The sequence below is a fragment of the Nostoc sp. DedQUE05 genome (genome assembly GCF_034530955.1).
Classification (GTDB): Bacteria; Cyanobacteriota; Cyanobacteriia; order Cyanobacteriales; family Nostocaceae; genus Nostoc.
In genome coordinates, this window is sequence record NZ_JAVRCB010000083.1 from 1 (window position 1) to 17,279 (window position 17,279).

16 protein-coding genes and 1 CRISPR repeat array are annotated in these 17,279 nt (G+C 41.4%); of the genes, 5 read left to right on the forward strand and 11 right to left on the reverse strand.

The features are described from left to right. Positions 1-91 precede the first annotated feature (91 nt). Together RMZ42_RS34085 and RMZ42_RS34090 are read left to right on the forward strand one after the other, a co-directional pair. On the forward strand, positions 92-883 hold the full coding sequence (locus tag RMZ42_RS34085) for a sulfite exporter TauE/SafE family protein (RefSeq protein ID WP_322675589.1): 792 nt from the start codon (positions 92-94) through the stop codon (positions 881-883). Between the two features lie 142 nt (positions 884-1,025). After that, positions 1,026-2,018, forward strand: coding sequence for an RNA ligase (ATP) (locus RMZ42_RS34090; RefSeq protein ID WP_322675590.1), 993 nt, complete (start codon positions 1,026-1,028; stop codon positions 2,016-2,018). A gap of 66 nt (positions 2,019-2,084) precedes the next feature. On the opposite strand, the gene RMZ42_RS34095 is transcribed toward RMZ42_RS34090, so the two are convergent. Further along, a complete protein-coding gene (locus tag RMZ42_RS34095; RefSeq protein WP_322675591.1) occupies positions 2,085-3,581 on the reverse strand; it encodes an Ig-like domain-containing protein in 1,497 nt (498 codons plus the stop codon). 5 nt (positions 3,582-3,586) lie between these two features. Between RMZ42_RS34095 and RMZ42_RS34100 the strand changes: the two genes are divergently transcribed. Further along, entirely contained in the window at positions 3,587-3,745 is a 159-nt protein-coding gene (locus RMZ42_RS34100; protein ID WP_322675592.1) for a hypothetical protein, read from the forward strand. A gap of 28 nt (positions 3,746-3,773) precedes the next feature. Here the strand turns inward: RMZ42_RS34100 and RMZ42_RS34105 are convergent, their stop codons facing one another. From RMZ42_RS34105 to RMZ42_RS34125, 5 genes are all read right to left on the reverse strand, one after another. Next, entirely contained in the window at positions 3,774-4,547 is a 774-nt protein-coding gene (locus tag RMZ42_RS34105) for a TIGR03943 family putative permease subunit (protein ID WP_322675593.1), read from the reverse strand. Between the two features lie 112 nt (positions 4,548-4,659). Continuing rightward, entirely contained in the window at positions 4,660-5,712 is a 1,053-nt protein-coding gene (locus RMZ42_RS34110; RefSeq protein WP_322675594.1) for a permease, read from the reverse strand. 684 nt (positions 5,713-6,396) lie between these two features. After that, entirely contained in the window at positions 6,397-7,464 is a 1,068-nt protein-coding gene (locus tag RMZ42_RS34115; RefSeq protein WP_322675595.1) for a WD40 repeat domain-containing protein, read from the reverse strand. 78 nt (positions 7,465-7,542) lie between these two features. Then, a complete protein-coding gene (locus RMZ42_RS34120) occupies positions 7,543-7,836 on the reverse strand; it encodes a hypothetical protein (RefSeq protein WP_322675596.1) in 294 nt (97 codons plus the stop codon). A gap of 365 nt (positions 7,837-8,201) precedes the next feature. Continuing rightward, positions 8,202-8,372 (reverse strand): hypothetical protein, encoded by a 171-nt coding sequence (locus RMZ42_RS34125; RefSeq protein ID WP_099099534.1) that lies wholly within the window; start codon positions 8,370-8,372, stop codon positions 8,202-8,204. Positions 8,373-8,851: 479 nt separating this feature from the next. Here RMZ42_RS34125 and ald point away from each other — a divergent pair, with 479 nt between their 5' ends. Further along, the gene (gene ald, locus RMZ42_RS34130) at positions 8,852-9,943 is read left to right on the forward strand and encodes an alanine dehydrogenase (RefSeq protein WP_322675597.1); all 1,092 of its coding nucleotides are present in this window, start codon (positions 8,852-8,854) and stop codon (positions 9,941-9,943) included. Positions 9,944-10,248: 305 nt separating this feature from the next. Then, positions 10,249-11,008: a CRISPR direct-repeat array (repeat unit 37 nt; unit sequence ATTGCAATTCATCAAAATCCCTATTAGGGATTGAAAC). A 36-nt stretch (positions 11,009-11,044) separates the two neighbouring features. Here ald and RMZ42_RS34135 read toward each other — a convergent pair. From RMZ42_RS34135 to RMZ42_RS34150, 4 genes are all read right to left on the reverse strand, one after another. After that, entirely contained in the window at positions 11,045-11,599 is a 555-nt protein-coding gene (locus RMZ42_RS34135; protein WP_322675598.1) for a Uma2 family endonuclease, read from the reverse strand. A 150-nt stretch (positions 11,600-11,749) separates the two neighbouring features. Next, entirely contained in the window at positions 11,750-12,805 is a 1,056-nt protein-coding gene (dusB, locus tag RMZ42_RS34140; protein ID WP_322675599.1) for a tRNA dihydrouridine synthase DusB, read from the reverse strand. A 187-nt stretch (positions 12,806-12,992) separates the two neighbouring features. Then, complete coding sequence (locus RMZ42_RS34145; RefSeq protein ID WP_322675600.1) at positions 12,993-13,814, reverse strand: Rpn family recombination-promoting nuclease/putative transposase; 822 nt, start codon at positions 13,812-13,814, stop codon at positions 12,993-12,995. 125 nt (positions 13,815-13,939) lie between these two features. Further along, positions 13,940-14,821, reverse strand: a complete 882-nt coding sequence (locus RMZ42_RS34150; protein WP_322675601.1) for an acyl-CoA desaturase — start codon at positions 14,819-14,821, stop codon at positions 13,940-13,942. 227 nt (positions 14,822-15,048) lie between these two features. Here RMZ42_RS34150 and RMZ42_RS34155 point away from each other — a divergent pair, with 227 nt between their 5' ends. Beyond that, on the forward strand, positions 15,049-16,278 hold the full coding sequence (locus tag RMZ42_RS34155) for a TetR family transcriptional regulator (protein WP_322675602.1): 1,230 nt from the start codon (positions 15,049-15,051) through the stop codon (positions 16,276-16,278). 280 nt (positions 16,279-16,558) lie between these two features. Here RMZ42_RS34155 and RMZ42_RS34160 read toward each other — a convergent pair whose 3' ends face one another. Then, positions 16,559-16,972, reverse strand: coding sequence for a hypothetical protein (locus RMZ42_RS34160; RefSeq protein WP_322675603.1), 414 nt, complete (start codon positions 16,970-16,972; stop codon positions 16,559-16,561). Positions 16,973-17,279: the final 307 nt, after the last annotated feature.

A 17,279-nucleotide genomic window follows, 5' to 3' on the forward strand; every position in this document is an offset into this window, starting at 1 on the left:
TGCCCAATGCCCAATGCCCAATGCCCAATGCCCAATGCCCAATGCCCAATGCCCATTTAGTACTATCAGTTCTCTAGAAAAATAATTATTTATGATTGATTTTAGTTGGTTGATTTTAGTGAGTGGAGGTTTAATATCTGGAGTCATAGCTGGACTTTTAGGAATAGGTGGCGGTATTATCACAATTCCTCTTTTAGTCACACTAGGTTATACTCCCGTTCAGGCGATCGCTACTAGTAGCCTTGCTATTGTGATTACTTCAATTTCTGGAAGTTTGCAAAATTGGTGGATGGGCTACTTTGACTTGAAACGAGTAATTTATTTAGGAATTCCAGCTTTTTTAACTACTGGAATAGGTGTATATTTCGCCAATAAAATTCCATCTTATATAATACTGTTTACATTTGGCATCATACTACTTGCTAACATCTATCTGATTGAGCTTCGCAAGCAACTGTCCTTGCAGGAAAAAGAGGATACAGATCCAGTATTTAACCCACTAGTTTCTAAAATTGGCACTGGGGGAGCAGCAGGAATTTTAGCAGGTTTATTCGGCTTAGGTGGCGGTACGATTATGGTGCCACTGCAAATGCTGCTATTAGGAGAAGAAATTAAAGTAGCAATTCAGACTAGTTTGGGTGTGATTGTCATCACTGCTTTAGCTGCCTGTACGGGACATACATTAGAAGGAAATATTCTCTTTACTCAAGGTCTAGTTTTGGGATGTGGTGGTCTTTTAGGCGTTCAAATGAGTACTCGCACATTGCCAAAACTACCAGATTATACTGTCAGCTTAGTGCTTCGTATCTTCTTAGGAATACTATCAATTTATATTTTTTGGCAAGCTTGGATAAATTATCAACAAATAATTATTAATTCGTAATTCGTAATATTATATTTGGTTAGTCTATATCTTCAAGGGTTTCAGCTTTAATTTGACACCTATATATGGCTAACTATGCACTCATACTTTGTAACAAATTTAGATTTTTCCTAAAATTGATTATTTTGAAAATAGATGAGCTATGAGTATTTTTAAAGTTGAAGTTGTCAAAATCAATAGCATTAATCCTCATCCCAATGCCGATCGGCTAGATATTGCCTCTATTGAAGATATGGGGTATCAGGTAATTATAGTCAAAGGTAACTTGAATCCTGGAGATTTAGCTTTTTACTTTCCTATTGATAGTGTTATTCCAGAAAACTTTTTAGATGAGTTTGGTATTCGTAACTACTACTCGAAAAAACTGCGTGCTGCGAAACTTCGCGGAATTTTTTCTGAGGGTTTGCTTATTCCCGTTGGTAAAAACTTTACGGGAAATGTCGGAGATGACTACACAAATCATTTTGGTGTAACAAAGTACGAATATCCAATTCCTCAAGGAATGAGTGGGGAAGTAGAAAGTTTTATTGGACATTACAAATTCCCCAGTCCAGAAAACCTAAAACGTTACAAAAACATCCTAATGGAAGGTGAAGAAGTTGTTGTCACAGAAAAGTTGCATGGAACTAACTTCACTGTCTTAGTTGATGCTGATGGCACAACTAAAATTGGCAGCCATAATTACTTCTGGAAAAACAGCGAAGTAAACAAAAAATTAGTTTATATTCGTGCTTACAACGAAAACGAAGCTTTCCAGAAACTTCCGCCAGGAACTCAGATTTTTGGTGAAATCTACGGCGTGCAAGATATCAAATATGGCTTGAATAATGGCAATATTGGAATTGCTATATTTGCTGTGCGTCGCGGTAGCTATTTTCTCAATTACAGCGATTTTGTGACTTTTTGCGAAGAATTTGCTTTGCCGAGAGTACCTGTACTTTATATCGGTGCTTACACTTGGGAAGCGGTGTCTCAGTTCAATAATGCCAATAGTGTAGTCAGTCCCAATTGCATCATGGAAGGCGTTGTTGTGCAACCGGTTATTGAGAAAACGCATCCAGAAATAGGTAGAGTAGTCTTGAAGTTGATTAGCGATCGCTATCTGCTTCGTAAAGATGGAACTGAACTCCATTAGATTCAACTTGATTTTTGGTGGCGACACCTTAACTAACCTTCCAAAGTCGAATTACGAATTATTCGCTCAAGGTAGCCAGCGAGGATGAAATCCGGCTAAGGGGAGTTGTTCTGGTTTAATTTCAACAGTCGTAGCATCAGCGATGGGCAATAGAGGCATTAACCACAAGCTACTGGTAGCGATTGTATCTCCATCATCGGTTTTTAAAGTGTTTGGGGGTAATGATCCTGGGGGATTTGTCTGCGGTACTACTTGGTCAAATAATAAGCCCAAACCGTCGGCAGATAAACTCATTTGCACATTTCGTTGAGCGGGAGGCAGTACTAACAGTGGTTTCTGTTGCCCAGTTTTCAAATCAATTGCCACTACATAAGGCTGTTCTATGTATTGTTCCTTCGATACTAACTGTGTAAGCAAGCAGTAGAGAGTGGGTGAGGCGATGTCAAATTGGCAACTGAGAATTGAACCTGTTGTTTTTAGTAGCTGTTTCTGCACGCCTTGGTTTGTCACCAAAAATAAATCCCGCGTGTAATCTGTATTAAACTTTACCATCGCTGCTTGAGAGCCATCTTTGGAGAAAGCTTGTACCAAACCAAACTGCGGCAGAAAATCCAAAGGTTTACTGGCATCACCTTGCAGTGGTAAAATGGCTGCTCCCTGTCCTTGAGCAACCGCTACGGCTTTACTATCTGGTGTCACCATAAAGTCTCCTCCCGGCTGGCTTTTTAGGCGTTTCGGTGTGGGTTTTTCTGCTGAAGCATCACTGGTTGCTGGCATAAACCATAGTCCAAAGTCACCAGGATTAGTTTTATTTCCCCGCTGGATGACAATAGTTTGCCCATCAGGTGATAAGTCAAATTTCAGGTTTTGATAATCTTTACTATCTAAAGTCAGGTCAACTTTGCCTTCTGGTTCTGCTTTTTGTCCAGATTTAGCAGAAACGCCTGTTGTCACCGTATACAGTTGGGCTGAAAGTAAGTCTTGATTGTTTGCGGCGCGAGCAGAAAATAAAATTTTCTCCCCATCAGGAAATGACTCAAAGTCGATTACTATCAGGTCTTTGGGGGTAAGTACCCTTTTTTGCTCTTGGGTTAAGTTGTAAAGAACTAACCGTCCCTGTTCTTCTTTGTCGGTTCCGATGTAAAGGATAACGCGATCGCGTGTACGGAAGCTACCAACAAAGGGCTGTATCAGCCGATTTGTACCTTCTTGCTCTGCAAACTTATCTTTAGCTCCTTGTAACTGCACTTTATAATTTGTGCCATAAGGGGCTGGTGTCACCAGTGTATAAACCATCCGCCGCCCCGCCCAACTGAATTTACCTGCTAGGGGTGGATCGATTTTCAAGTTATCCTCGACGCTTTTTGTTTCCATTGGGCGGCTGAAGGTGAGGGTGAAGGAATTATCTTCTGCCCCAATTTGTTGATTTTGCCAGGTAAATTCCCGGACACGAGCAGTTACCACATCACCTTGCAAGATGATTAACCCAATCAGCACACTCAGCAGTAACATTAGTGCGATCGCTATACGATCCAGTGGTTGGAATGCTTTAGATTTAGTCATTGGTTATGGGGCATTGGGCATTGGGCATGGGGCATTGGGCATGGGGCATGGGGCATTGGGCATGGGGCATTGGGCATGGGGCATTGGGCATTGGGCATGGGGAATGGGGCATTGGGCATGGGGCATTGGGCATGGGGCATTGGTTGTTAGTTATCTACAAATGACAAAGGACAAATGACAAATGACAAATGACTAATAACTATAAGGATTTTGAGGTTGAGGAATTTTTTTGAGAGAGGTGGCGGCAATGGTAAGTTGGCGTTTACCTGCTAAATTTTCTGTCACCATTTGTCCTTCTACTTCTAGCCATGTATCAGCAGGGTAAAGCTCTTGATTATTTTGTAGTTTGACAGGCAATCCCACAGGGTAAGCATCTGCTGCACAGCAACTTAAGACAAATCGTGCTAAAAACAAATATTCTTTTCCGATATCGGGCGGGTGAATCACAAATCCTTGCACCTTGACTTTTTGCCCTGTATATGTATCCGGCTCAGGATAGACATTGACGGTGCGTACCCAGTCTACAAGCGATCGCTCCTCTGGACGAACAGTAACCCGAAAGGCTTGGGGTTTGACGCGTGTGCTTCCCAATAAATCAGTCGTCACCCCCCTTTGGAGTGCTTTGTCACTAGCAAAAACTTGCGGTGTAACGATAAAACCTAGAATTGCTGTAGTCAACAATAAACCACTGCCCCAACCAGGGGGAAATAAACTAATATGCTGGGTGTTTGGCGTAACATCATGGCGACGCCGTTGCCAAAGTTCCTGCATCTTGAACAAACCAATAATGATGAAGCTGATACCAGTTACAATCACCAACCAAAAGTAATTTGGATGAATCAATAGGTTCAGCTTATTAGTTAGCCAATATCTCAGCATCAAAATGCCCCAAGCCGTAATTGCTAGAGCATCCAGCCAAGGGAGTAACAGATTTGGGATTTTAGATTTGGGATTTTTGTTAGCCATTAGTCATTAGTCATTGGTCATTAGTCATTGGTCATTAGTCATTAGTCATTGGTCATTAGTAAAGGACAAATGACAAGGGACAAAGGACAACTGACAAATGACAAATATTTTCTTAAAAGACGTGCAAGTTCAGGAAAAGAGTAAACACAAATGTTAATTGTGCTGCTAAAGCAAATAAGTAAAAGATAGTTTTGGGTTTAAAAATAGATAACATCAAACCAACGCTTTTGATGTCAACCATTGGGCCAAACACCAGAAATGCCAACAATGAACCGCTGCTAAAGGTTGAGGCAAAAGATAGGGCGAAGAAAGAATCGACTGTAGAACAAATTGATACTATTACAGCTAATATCAGCATGACCACAATTGAGGTAATGGGCCCAGCACCCAAACTGAGAATTAATTCACGGGGAGCTAGGACTTGAATAGCAGCAGCGATCGCACTTCCTAAAATCATCACTCCGCCCAATTCCCGCAATTCTTGGATGCTATTATCCACAACTAGGCGCAGTTTGGCTGCTAACGGTTTATCAGCAGTAGAGACTGAGGTAGGCAGTACTAAATTAGGATCTATCCGTAGAGGTATACCTGCTTTTCCTCCTAAGATATAAGTCCCGGATTGCAACAGATTGGGTACTGTTTCTTCTTGTTGTCCTTGGTAAGGTTTACCACGGCGTTTGGTTTGGGGCTGCGCGGCTGGATTAAACTTCATATAACGAGCGATCGCAGGTTGGACTATGGGATTTAAGTCCTTTTGAAAACTGAAAACATACCCGATAATTGTGGCAATTGTTAAGGAAAATACGACTCGTAAAACTACTATTTCTGGCTGATCTCGAAATGCTGTCCAAGTAGCCCAAATTACAACTGGGTTAATTGTTGGTGCTGCTAGCAAAAAACCAATTGCGACTGGTGTGGGTACTCCTTGAATCAGGAATCGCCGCGCTACCGGTACATTCCCGCACTCACACACCGGAAACAAAAAGCCGATCGCACTGCCAACTAAAGCACCCAACAGCGGATTTTTGGGCATTTTTTCTACTAGTTTGCGCTCATCAACAAAAAACAGCAGCAAACTGGAGAATAAAACCCCAAGAAGCAAAAAAGGCATCGCCTCGACTAGCAGACTTAAAAATAGCGTAAAACCATTGTTCAGTTGATTCATGAGCGTCGCAGTCAAAAGCGGTTTTTAGTTTTAGGGTTCTGCCTAGCCATTCTATCGAAATGGGGATCAAAAGCAGTTCGGGAAAATTAAACATTATTTAAGTAGCAAGTTATCCTATCTTCCAAATAGCAGTTAAGCGCTACAAACCTTGGCTTCACACGAGTTCGTGACTTTTAACTGAGTGCATTTACTGACAACGATCATTTCTAAGATTGTCTAAGTTCAGAAATTGTTCCGGTATAGAGGGCAAGTAACTGCACAAATGATTTGAAATTACCTATGTTTATACTTACAGTAATTTGCTGGATAAGATATTAGTGCGGCTGTATTTTCATCAAGTATTCACAGTTCTTCAAAATTTGGGGTATGTGTAGTCCATCGTAGACATCGTTATTGGTTGCTATCATCATTGATTTTGACTAGTTATAGCAAAATTCGATCTGAGCTTTGGTTGATTTTTTACTACAAAAACTTTAAAAAGGCAAGTCCAAAGTTTAGCAGATACAGGAAATGATTGGGGAAATTTTTCGGCGTTAGCGATCGCCTAAGTTTCTATATGAAGTGAGAATTCGAGCTATGACAAGTCACAAAGCCTTGAAAGGAGCGTCAAAATGATATCCCCGACTTCTTAAAAGAAATAGGGGATATAGTTTACTCTTTGACGATTATTTTGTTCGATCGCTGTTAGTTTCGTTTTGTGGAAATCCCCCAAATCTTGATTTGTCGATCGAATCCACCACTGGCAAGAATTTTACCATTGGGACTAAAAGCGATCGCACTTACCCAGTCTGTATGTCCATTCAGTGTATTTATTAACTCACCTGTAGTTAAATCCCACAATTTAATTCCATCTCTACCGGCACTAGCAAGGGTTTGTCCATCGGGATTAAGAGCGATCGCATTTACCCAGTTATTATGTCCTGTAAGAGTGCGGACTAATTCTCCAGTATTAATATTCCACAATTTTATGGTGCGATCGTGGCTAGCACTAATTAATGTTTGTCCATCTGGTGTAAAGATCACAGCGCTAACAGCACTAGAATGAGCTGGCAATTGACTGATAAATTTACCAGTACTCAAATTCCACAGCTTGATTACACCCTTATTATCACCACTAGCTAAGGTCTGTCCATCAGGACTAATAGCGAGAGTATAAATCAAATTATCAAAGCGTACTATAGTCCCTAGAGGACGCTGCTGTAGCAAATCCCACATCCGAATCCCATCTAAAGCTCCACTGACGAGAACTTTACTATCAGGAGACACCGCTAAAGATAAGACGTTACTGGTATGTCCGACAAAAGAGCGGCTAAATTTTAAATTTTTCAGACTCCAGAGATTAATCGTATTGTCATCGCTACAGCTAGCGAGGGTTTGCCCATCTGGCGAAATCACTAAAGATTCTACGGCTGCTTTGTGTGCTTTGTTAATAGTCGCTAACTTTTTGCGCTTTGCTAAATTCCACAGGCGAATTATACCCTCGTTTTCTGCACCTCCACTCACCAGAATTCTGCTATCTGGAGTGAAAGCGAGGGATTTAATGGTTCCGTTATGTCCGATGAGTGTGTAAAGTAGTTGAGCATTAGCAAAGTTAGTGTTAGCTGGGAAGTTTGGCGTTACTTCAATGGCAGCATGAGCTTGATGAATATAAAACCCTTCCCAGGTACTCACTGGAAGGGCAACAGCTGCCATAAATGCCAGGATAATATACGGTCGCAGAAAATTACCGCCACCTCTTCCCTCACTACTCACTCTTTTTCCTCACTTTTATAGATACAGTTAAACCCAATAAATTTTGCAGAGTTATTTTAAGTCATAACTCTGCACATCTTAAAGAGGTGGTTTTTTCTTAGAAACGCTTAACATTGGTAAAGGCGCACTAGAAGAACGAGAGGGCAAATAATGTTGCACTACAGGCTCCTCTGGTAAAGAACGACGCTGCTGGACACGCCACAACTTAAAGCCTAGCGCTATCCCTGCCGTTCCCAAACCAAAAGCAAACAACGACCAGCTATCATTCAATCCGCCAATCAGGGCATCCATAACGCCCATCGTCATCAATACACTGATTAGTGGCTCTTTTCGGTAGGTTGACTTCAAAAAACGAGGTAATACAGCATTCATCACAGCTTGGTTGGTTCCAGTTCACCTTTTGTGTATATTTACCAAGAATACCTCACCCATAATTTGCCTTTCTCATTCAAGGCAGATACTAAGTTATGATTTTTTTAGTATGGGGAGGAAATTTACTCATTAATCGCCTTGCACATATTAGTTGCAAGTCTATAATATTTCAATCGCTAATAGGTATTTCGATTCCTCTCTTGCTTACATTCTAGGGCAGTTATTTATGAATAAGTTTAATTAATCTATCTAGAGCGAAGTACTCCGCTATTAATTATTGAAGTCAAAACCAACTGGTTGTTCCAGCTGGTTGAAACTCTTTTAATTACTAGCTTACAACTTCAAGATTGTGCTTGTTGATGGCACTACTTCAGACCCAGCCATGATAGCACTCCTTGATTAGTGACATACTCAATCACCAGCATCAAACCAAAGCCAATCATTGCAGCTCGACCATTCAAGCGTTCGGCATATTCGTTAAAGCCAAACTTAGGCTCTTCTAGTTTAGGTGTAATTGTTGGTTGTGTTTGTGTCATTTTTTAAGAAACCTTTTTTGGCAAACGGGACTTGATATCAGACTTCTGGTAGAAGTCGGGAAAAGTAGGGATAATCACTACTTACTTTTCATGGTATCTGGAAAACCCCTCTCTAAATCTCTCTCGTTTTAAAAGAGAGACTTTGAAATTCTCAGATGACGTTGAAAAGTCAGGTTAACTTAAAAGCTAATTGCAGTGCTGGAATGCCAAGGTGACTTGAAAAATTCAGCAATAGCTCCCTACTAGGGAGCTATACAATCGCTTTTTTAATAAATTGTTACTATTCTTTATATATTGTATAAATACTGGGGCAATAGTCAAGAGTAAGAGTTTGGGCTACTCAGATTGAATTAAGAAAGTTAGAACAGAAATTAGGTATCTCTAATCCAGCTATCTCTAATACGGAACTAGCAAGATAGAAGTAGCAAGCTTGAGATTGGAAGGGTACAGTTAAACAAAAAAATTATCAGAGGCGATATATGGAAATCGGCGTTCCCAAGGAAAACAAGGATCAAGAATTTCGGGTAGGGTTAAGTCCTTCTAGTGTGCGGGTGCTGCGAGAAAATGGTCATAGCATCTTCGTCGAGACGCAAGCAGGTAATGGTGCTGGATTCTCCGATGATGACTACAAAAGTGCTGGAGCCGAAATTGTCCCCACATCAGAAAAAGCTTGGAATCGGGAATTGGTTGTTAAAGTCAAAGAACCACTGACGGCTGAGTATAAATTTTTGCAAAAAGGGCAGGTAATATTTACTTATTTACACTTAGCAGCCGATCGCAAGTTGACAGAGAATCTAATTGATTGTGGCACAACTGCGATCGCTTACGAAACTGTAGAACAACCTGGTGCTAACAGATTACCCTTGCTCACCCCCATGAGCGTAATTGCCGGTCGGCTAGCAGTACAATTTGGAGCCAGATTCTTAGAACGTCAGCAAGGTGGTAGAGGTGTACTTTTAGGTGGTGTCCCTGGAGTTAAACCAGGTAAAGTAGTAATTTTAGGTGGCGGCGTTGTCGGCACAGAAGCAGCTAAAATTGCCGTAGGCATGGGTGCGATCGTGCAAATTTTAGATGTGAGTGTCGAGCGCTTATCTTACTTAGAAACACTCTTTGGCTCTAGAGTCGAATTGCTTTACAGCAACTCTGCTCATATTGAAGCCGCAGTCATTGAAGCCGATTTGCTCATCGGTGCAGTTTTAGTGTTAGGACGTAGAGCGCCAATACTAGTATCCCGCGAATTGGTCAAACAAATGCGTCCTGGTTCGGTGATAGTTGATGTAGCCGTTGACCAAGGCGGTTGTATAGAAACCTTGCACCCTACATCCCATACAAATCCGGTATACCTTGAAGAAGGTGTAGTGCATTATGGCGTTCCCAATATGCCAGGAGCAGTACCTTGGACAGCAACTCAGGCACTTAATAATAGTACATTACCTTATGTTGTCCAGTTGGCGAATTTGGGAATTTTGGCACTGGAGGTTAACCCAGCATTAGCTAAGGGTGTGAATGTGCAAAATCATCGCTTAGTGCATCCTGCTGTGCAAGAGGTATTCCCTGATTTAGTAAATTAAAGTGTGTAAGGATTAGGCGATCGCTTATTTCATTTTAATAGAGGTAGCGATCGCCAATCAGATTAATTTTCTTGCCTTATGCGCGGATGGGTAGGTGTACAAAACGAGAAGGAGCGAAAAAGGCTGTACGCTCCTTCTATACAAAACTTTCAGGGCACTGGTACTTTCAAAGCATCCGCGCACCTTATGGGGACTGGTTTTCAGCGATTTGCATCTTGTGCTATGACTATTCCCTATGCTATGATTCACTCATTCGCGCAACCGCACCTTGAAAATCAAATACAGCAACGCTTTCAGAAGCCAGCATTGCAATTCATCAAAATCCCTATTAGGGATTGAAACAATAATAGGATGCAAGCGATCGCAGCAAGATTAGGGGATTGCAATTCATCAAAATCCCTATTAGGGATTGAAACAACTATGAGAGAAAACAAAATACAGGTAACGCTGAATTGCAATTCATCAAAATCCCTATTAGGGATTGAAACAACTAGAAGTTGGGGTAACACAACTGGGAAACCTTCAATTGCAATTCATCAAAATCCCTATTAGGGATTGAAACATCTTAGGTCGCCAATGGTATAATAAAAAGTTATTTGCAATTCATCAAAATCCCTATTAGGGATTGAAACACTCCAACTGTTTCGGCAGCAGCTAGACCGCCTTATTGCAATTCATCAAAATCCCTATTAGGGATTGAAACCTAATTATCAATATGTATCCTCTGCCCTTCGTGGAAATATAATTGCAATTCATCAAAATCCCTATTAGGGATTGAAACTTTTGCAGTGGTTAGCAACACACTTTCAGATAAAATTGCAATTCATCAAAATCCCTATTAGGGATTGAAACAGTAGCCGCCTGATTGGCTACCTGCACCGCGTCATTGCAATTCATCAAAATCCCTATTAGGGATTGAAACAAATCCTACTGCCTTGTATTCTGAGGGCTTATTAAATTGCAATTCATCAAAATCCCTATTAGGGATTGAAACTCCTAAAACGCCCATTTTGATAAGTGATGTTTACATTGCAATTCAATAAAATCCCTATTAGGGATTCAAACTTTTTGACTCTCTGAAGTGTAAGTCCTAATTCATTTTCAAGCCAACAATTCGTCTATAGCTACACTAAAACCCAGTAATACTCTTTGAGTACTAACCATATTACCAGCTTTAAACCCGCAAACCTGATTATCTGTCATGACAAAAACTAACCGACTTTCAGGAAATACTAGCCAAACTTCCTCACAACCGGACTGCAAATACTCCTGTGCTTTGAGAAATAATTCTTCAGCTAAATCGGTGGGTGAAACTATTTCAGCAATTAGTGGGAAACTTTGTGGCAAAGTAGGAACATCACCAAACTGAGCTACCAATTCAGGCGTAAGATAAGCCACATCAGGACGGCGACCCTCTTTATATGTACGACAAGGTACTTCAGTGTAAACTTTCCCACCTTGTTGATTGAAGTTAATGTAACTTCTCCAGTAAAAACCAATATTAAATTGAATTTCGCTATGTTTTAATGTCATCCCTGTTTTTTCTACTAGTTGCTCGTCTACCCACTCCATCCCTTCTGGAGGATTTGCCATGAAGTCTTCTAATGAAAGGATTTCGGGGATGGATACAACATCATTGTGTTTGGAGATTAACATTGTGAGCCTCCATTTGGGCTAGTTAAACATTCAAAATTCAAAAGAGTTACATCAGGAGATTTAAACCCTAACTGAAATAGTGGTATTCAAGCGATCGCGTCACTTTTAGCAACTAACTAGATCGCCCCAAGCTAGGTTAAAATCAGCTTCTTAAAGCATTACCAAACTACCTTCTGCTTCTTCCTCTAGTTCATAACCATTAGCTAATTTTTCAATTGCTTGGTCAATCATTGCCAAACCCTGATCTACTCTTTCAACCAAACTTAGCTGTCCTCGGAGTTCGGCAGCACCGACAAAACCTTTAGCATACCAAGTCATGTGCTTACGGGCTTGACGTACACCGCGATCGCCTTTATATTCCCACAAGGCTTGTAAATGATCTCTTGCACATTCCAAACGCCCAATTGGGGTTGGTGATGGTAATATCTCTCCTGTTTTCAGAAAATGATCGATTTCTCCCACCAAAAACGGATAACCCAAAGTTCCACGCGAACACATCACACCATCAGCGCCAGTTTGTTCTAAGCATTTCACCGCCGCTTCAACAGAAAAAATATCTCCATTCCCAATCACTGGGATAGAAAGCACTTCTTTCACACGGGTAATCCATTCCCAACGGGCATTGCCATTGTACCCTTGAGCGCGGGTGCGTCCGTGGACTGTGATCATTTGTGCCCCGGCATCTTCCATCCGCTTGGCAAAGTCGAGAATCGTAATTTCGTTGTCATTCCAGCCAATACGAGTTTTTACTGTCACAGGTACATCAACAGCTTTCACCACTTCCCGCACAATTGCTTCTGCTACTTCTGGTTGCCGCAACAACGAAGAACCACCACCATTTTTAGTGATTTTATTTACCGGACAACCCATATTAATATCAACTGTATCAGCACCTTCGGCAACTGCTTTTATTGCTGCTTCTGCTAAGAAATCGGGACGGCAATCAAATAGTTGAATGCTAATTGGGCGTTCGTTGGGATCTACCTCCATGATTTTGGGTAACTGTTTAACATAATGCAACCCCGTAGCATTCACCATTTCGGTATACATCATCGAATCTGGGGCATAGCGACGCACAATCCGGCGAAACACCATATCTGTCACTCCAGATAGAGGCGACTGGAGAACCCGACTTTTTACCTCGAAAGAGCCAATCTTTAAGGGTTGGGAGAGTCTAGCTTGCAGAATGGGAGAGAGGGAAATCATAGAAAAAATTATCGGAATGGGAAATAGTAAGAATATGTAGATAAATCCGTGATAAAAGATACAGCTAATTTCAAGTTAGTGAGTTACACAAGCTAAGTCTCAAAACCAAGTATAAAGCCTGTTTTACTTCTGTTAGCGCAGCGATGCGTAACCCATTTTGACTTCTGAATTCTGCTGTAATTGTAGGTTACGTATCCTGACTTGGAGGCTGTTTTTGCATTTCTTGCTGAATCTCTTCTAGGCTCAAACCTAACTCTTTCGCAGTTTCTTCAAAACTCAATCCCAACCTCAACAACAAAGGTATCATTCTAAACTTTTCTTCACGCGCTCCTTCTTGTTTGCCTTCTTGTTTGCCTTCTTGCTTACCTTCTTGATAAACTCGTGTTTGTTTCAAATCACTTAACCCAAACATACCTTCAATCTCCTCTCGACTCATCGTCGGAAACTTATAAACTAATATTGTCTCTATCAATTCTAGTAACTGCCGCCGTTGTGGTTCGATGTTGATTTCTTGCTGGGTTCTCTCTATTAACTGCCTAGCAGATGTAATTGCTGTCTCCTCTTCATCGACCACTAATTTCATCGTAGCAATTCCAACTGGCAATGATGCAGTTTCACCTAATTCATTAAGGTAAATACGACTAATGCGCCCGCTAGTGAAAAATTCACTGTAATTCTTGATATTTGCTGTATCTAAACTGCGATTGGGATAAATAACTACTCCTCGCCAAGAATTTTTCGGTTTATTTTGGTGTAAGTATAAAAAAATTTCTGAAAATAGGCGTGAATAAATTTCTGTGTCAGCTTGGAACTGGACTTCAACGAAGTAAATCAGATTTTCTTCCCCTTGTGTTGGGAGAAAAACACCATCAATACGAAATGCCGTTTGCTTGATTTCAATTGAGGAGAATTGATAAGTCTCTGCCGTTTGGGGTGGATTACCAATTAATTCAAAAAAGATGCTAGGAAGTTCTTGAAAAAGGCGATAAAAAATGCTATCAGTTTTCACACTTAATGCACTATGGTGATTTAATTCGTTAGATTTTACCGTGAAACACTACTGATAAAAATTAGTAAGCCGACTGCAAGAAGCAATCGGCATAACAAACAAATTCACGATCGTTTAGTTGCAATTTAGCCGTGAGTTGCACCTTGAGGAGGACGCGAGACAACTTTTTTAGCTAAACCCAAAGTCTGCAACACTAAGATGCTCCACCAAGTAACATCAATTTCCCACCAAGAGAACCCAGATTTCGCCATGTGGGGATAAGTATGATGGTTGTTGTGCCAGCCTTCTCCATAAGTGACGAGGGATACCCACCAAAGATTACGAGCGCCATCGTTGGCATCAAAGGTGCGATAACCCCACAGGTGTGATGCTGAATTTACAAACCAGGTTGAATGCCAAAGCAAGACACATCTGAGAAACACTCCGTAGAATACAAAAGACCATCCTCCTAATGCATAAAGCAGCAAACCGAAGGGTATTTGCAATAGCAAGAAGTAACGATCTAGCCAACAATAAAAGGGTTGTTTGGCTAAGTCAGGGGCATATTTTTTATAAGTGTCATAGTCAAAAAATTCTGGACGTGGATAGAAAATCCACAATATATGGCTCCACCAAAAGCCTCTTTGGGCAGAGTAGGGGTCTAAATTGATATCTTCTGTGTGGGCGTGATGTTGGCGGTGTCCACCTACCCAAAAAATTGGCCCGCCTTGTAAAGCCAGCGCTCCAATTAGGGCGATCGCATACTCTAACCACTTAGGAACTTGGAAACTTTTATGGCTCAGTAGTCGGTGATATCCCAAGCAAATACCAATACTCCCGAACAACCAGTGGAGAAACACTAGCAAACCTAATGCTGGCCAGGAGAAAAACCAAGGAGCCAGAAGTGCTAAAGCATGAAATGTAGTAAAAAATACCACATTTGTCCAACTGAGTTGAGGTGAGTTGCCTCTCTCAGGAGCGATGGCTTTGCCAACACCTTTGGCGAACGCCCCAAAATTTGCGGTCATAAAAATTCCTGTTGATGGATGATGAAGTGATTTACTTTTTATTGGGCATAATCCGACTAAGGATTTATCCACCCTCTTACTAGTTAGTTACAGTGAGCCAGCGCGGTCTTGGGGGTTTCCCCCATTAGCGACTGGCGAACCCGTAGGGTAGAGTAAAGCAAGTATCACTTACATTTGTTATGCTAGCAGAACTCTGATACCCCTGCAAGTGCCACTTGCATTTTTCTATGTCATCTCAACTCATTTCCACTCGTCAACGCCTGATTCAAGCTGCACTTGAGTTGTTTTCTGCTCAGGGAGTAAGCGCTACCACAACCCGCCAAATTGCCGAAAAAGCCGAAGTCAATGAAGTGACTCTATTTCGGAATTTTGGCAATAAGCATGGATTACTTTTAGCTGTGCTGGAAGAGTCCGCAGCCTTCAAGGATTTAGGTGAATCGCTGGTACGGCGGGCAACACCTCCCGGCAATGTTTACCAAGCTCTTAAAGATTATGCAAGTGATAGCTTACATGCATTAGAACGAGTACCAGAGTTCGTCCGATCTGTGGTAGGTGAAGCCGACCAATTCCCGGCAGAAAATCGCCGCGCACTAGGCAGGGGAGTCACAGAGGCAAACCGTTATGTAGCTCAGTATTTAGCTACTGTAATCCAGCAAGGACATTTAAATACCTACTTACCGGCAGAAAAATTAGCCAGTTTGCTAAATGGGATGATTTTGGGATATGCAGTAATTGAGTTCACCAGCGAATTTCACGAACTTTGGGAGGATCGGGATGATTTTCTCGAAAATTTGGTGGAGTTGTTTTTACATGGAGCCATGTCATCTTCAGCAGAATCGGCAATAAACTCCTTACAAGGAGGATTCACCACCACAGAAATAGCTGATTTACCAGCTAGTTTGGTTCACGAAATTCTGCAACAGGCCAGGAAATTTGGAGTACGAGATTATGCCTTAGCTTACGTATTATTTGGGGCTGGATTATCCGCTACAGAAATAACTAGCTTGGAGCGATCGCACCAAATCTACGATAGTCAAGGGCACTTCCTGCAAATCACAATCCCCGGATTTGTCCGTCAAGTACCCGTGAATCAGTGGATTTTGGGCAAACGCTACGGTTCTTTTACTAATAATCCTTTAATTAAATGGCTGAAAAGTCGTAAGGATGCTCAAACAGCCATGTTTTTGAATGATACAGGCACACCCATCTCAGAATCAGAGCTTGAAACACGTTGGCAAGTATGGAGTGAGGGATTGTTAACTCCCCAAGCACAAGCGCCAGCGATCGCTCAGGCACAACAAACCTGGCGCGTAGAAATGTTAATGCGGGGGATTACCTTAGAAAACCTGATTATTTTAACAGGTTGCGATCGCACCCAATTACAACCCTATGTCCGCCGCGCCAAAGAAAAAGCCGCCCTAGAGCAAGCCACCCGTTTGGATCATAAGCCAGGATAGGGAGTGGGGAGATAATACCAATTCAAAATTCAAAACTTGTACTGAGCGCAGTCGAAGTATTCAAAATTCAAAATTAGGAAAGCTAGACAGAACAAAGGTATGTCCCTATGTATCTGTCGCATTTTTTTTCAAATTGGTATAAGGAGTATCAGGTGGCGTTTTCCGACGCAGAGCCAGCGATCGAATAATTAGTAATTCGTAATACTCGCCAAAGGCGAGAAGCAAGCTACGTAATTCGTAATTAAGGATTCATTAGTATGATGCAGTTAAACAATTAAAATCAAACAATAGAGGTTCTTTTACCATTGTTTGCACCATTCAAGGTTGTAGCTGTACTCTCAGATGGGGATTGGGTGTTGCTCGAACGGCGTGATAATTTCTTGCGTGGTTTGCCTCCCGCCTGTATATATTGCAAACTGTCTTTGCCATAATGGGTTGCCACACTCATTAACATTTTTTCAGAGTAGCCGCGCAATTCTTCTTCAATTAGAGAGAGGCGACCTGTCATTTCATCTAGGGTAGAAAGTAAAGTGTTGTATGCAGATAGCTGGGTTTGCAAGGTTTGGATGCGGCTGTCGTAGTCTGTCAAATTTAATCCGTTGCCAAATTCTAGCGTCGGGCTAATCGATCGCATTCCTGCAATTCGACGGAGAGCGTTTTCGAGAGTGGGTGAACTGCGTTTTAGTCGTGCCATAAAATGCTCTCCTGAAGGAAGTTATAGGATTACTGCATGTACTCTAGCCAATGCAACAATAAACTTCTCTGAGAGATAATTCGGAAAAATTAAAGCAAACTAAGAGCAACCTAATTATTTTTAGTTGATTGTACTGAGGTTTTTATTAAACTTGTCAAAAAAGTAACATTTAATAAGCAACAAGTACCTGAAAGTCGTTTTAAGGTACTCCAAAGTCGTTTTGAGGTACTTCAAAGTCGTTTTGAGGTACTCCAAAGTCGTTTTGAGGTACTTCAAAGTCGTTTTGAGGTACTTCAAAGTCGTTTTG

Bases quoted from the DNA above. Each gene is read 5' to 3' on its own strand.
- RMZ42_RS34155 (WP_322675602.1), top strand. From the start codon at position 15,049: ATGTCATCTCAACTCATTTCCACTCGTCAACGCCTGATTCAAGCTGCA.
- RMZ42_RS34125 (WP_099099534.1), bottom strand. From the start codon at position 8,372: ATGACACAAACACAACCAACAATTACACCTAAACTAGAAGAGCCTAAG.
- RMZ42_RS34085 (WP_322675589.1), top strand. From the start codon at position 92: ATGATTGATTTTAGTTGGTTGATTTTAGTGAGTGGAGGTTTAATATCT.
- RMZ42_RS34160 (WP_322675603.1), bottom strand. From the start codon at position 16,972: ATGGCACGACTAAAACGCAGTTCACCCACTCTCGAAAACGCTCTCCGT.
- RMZ42_RS34110 (WP_322675594.1), bottom strand. From the start codon at position 5,712: ATGAATCAACTGAACAATGGTTTTACGCTATTTTTAAGTCTGCTAGTC.
- RMZ42_RS34120 (WP_322675596.1), bottom strand. From the start codon at position 7,836: ATGAATGCTGTATTACCTCGTTTTTTGAAGTCAACCTACCGAAAAGAG.
- ald (WP_322675597.1), top strand. From the start codon at position 8,852: ATGGAAATCGGCGTTCCCAAGGAAAACAAGGATCAAGAATTTCGGGTA.
- RMZ42_RS34090 (WP_322675590.1), top strand. From the start codon at position 1,026: ATGAGTATTTTTAAAGTTGAAGTTGTCAAAATCAATAGCATTAATCCT.
- RMZ42_RS34100 (WP_322675592.1), top strand. From the start codon at position 3,587: ATGGGGCATTGGGCATTGGGCATGGGGCATTGGGCATGGGGCATGGGG.
- RMZ42_RS34150 (WP_322675601.1), bottom strand. From the start codon at position 14,821: ATGACCGCAAATTTTGGGGCGTTCGCCAAAGGTGTTGGCAAAGCCATC.
- dusB (WP_322675599.1), bottom strand. From the start codon at position 12,805: ATGATTTCCCTCTCTCCCATTCTGCAAGCTAGACTCTCCCAACCCTTA.
- RMZ42_RS34095 (WP_322675591.1), bottom strand. From the start codon at position 3,581: ATGACTAAATCTAAAGCATTCCAACCACTGGATCGTATAGCGATCGCA.
- RMZ42_RS34105 (WP_322675593.1), bottom strand. From the start codon at position 4,547: ATGGCTAACAAAAATCCCAAATCTAAAATCCCAAATCTGTTACTCCCT.
- RMZ42_RS34135 (WP_322675598.1), bottom strand. From the start codon at position 11,599: ATGTTAATCTCCAAACACAATGATGTTGTATCCATCCCCGAAATCCTT.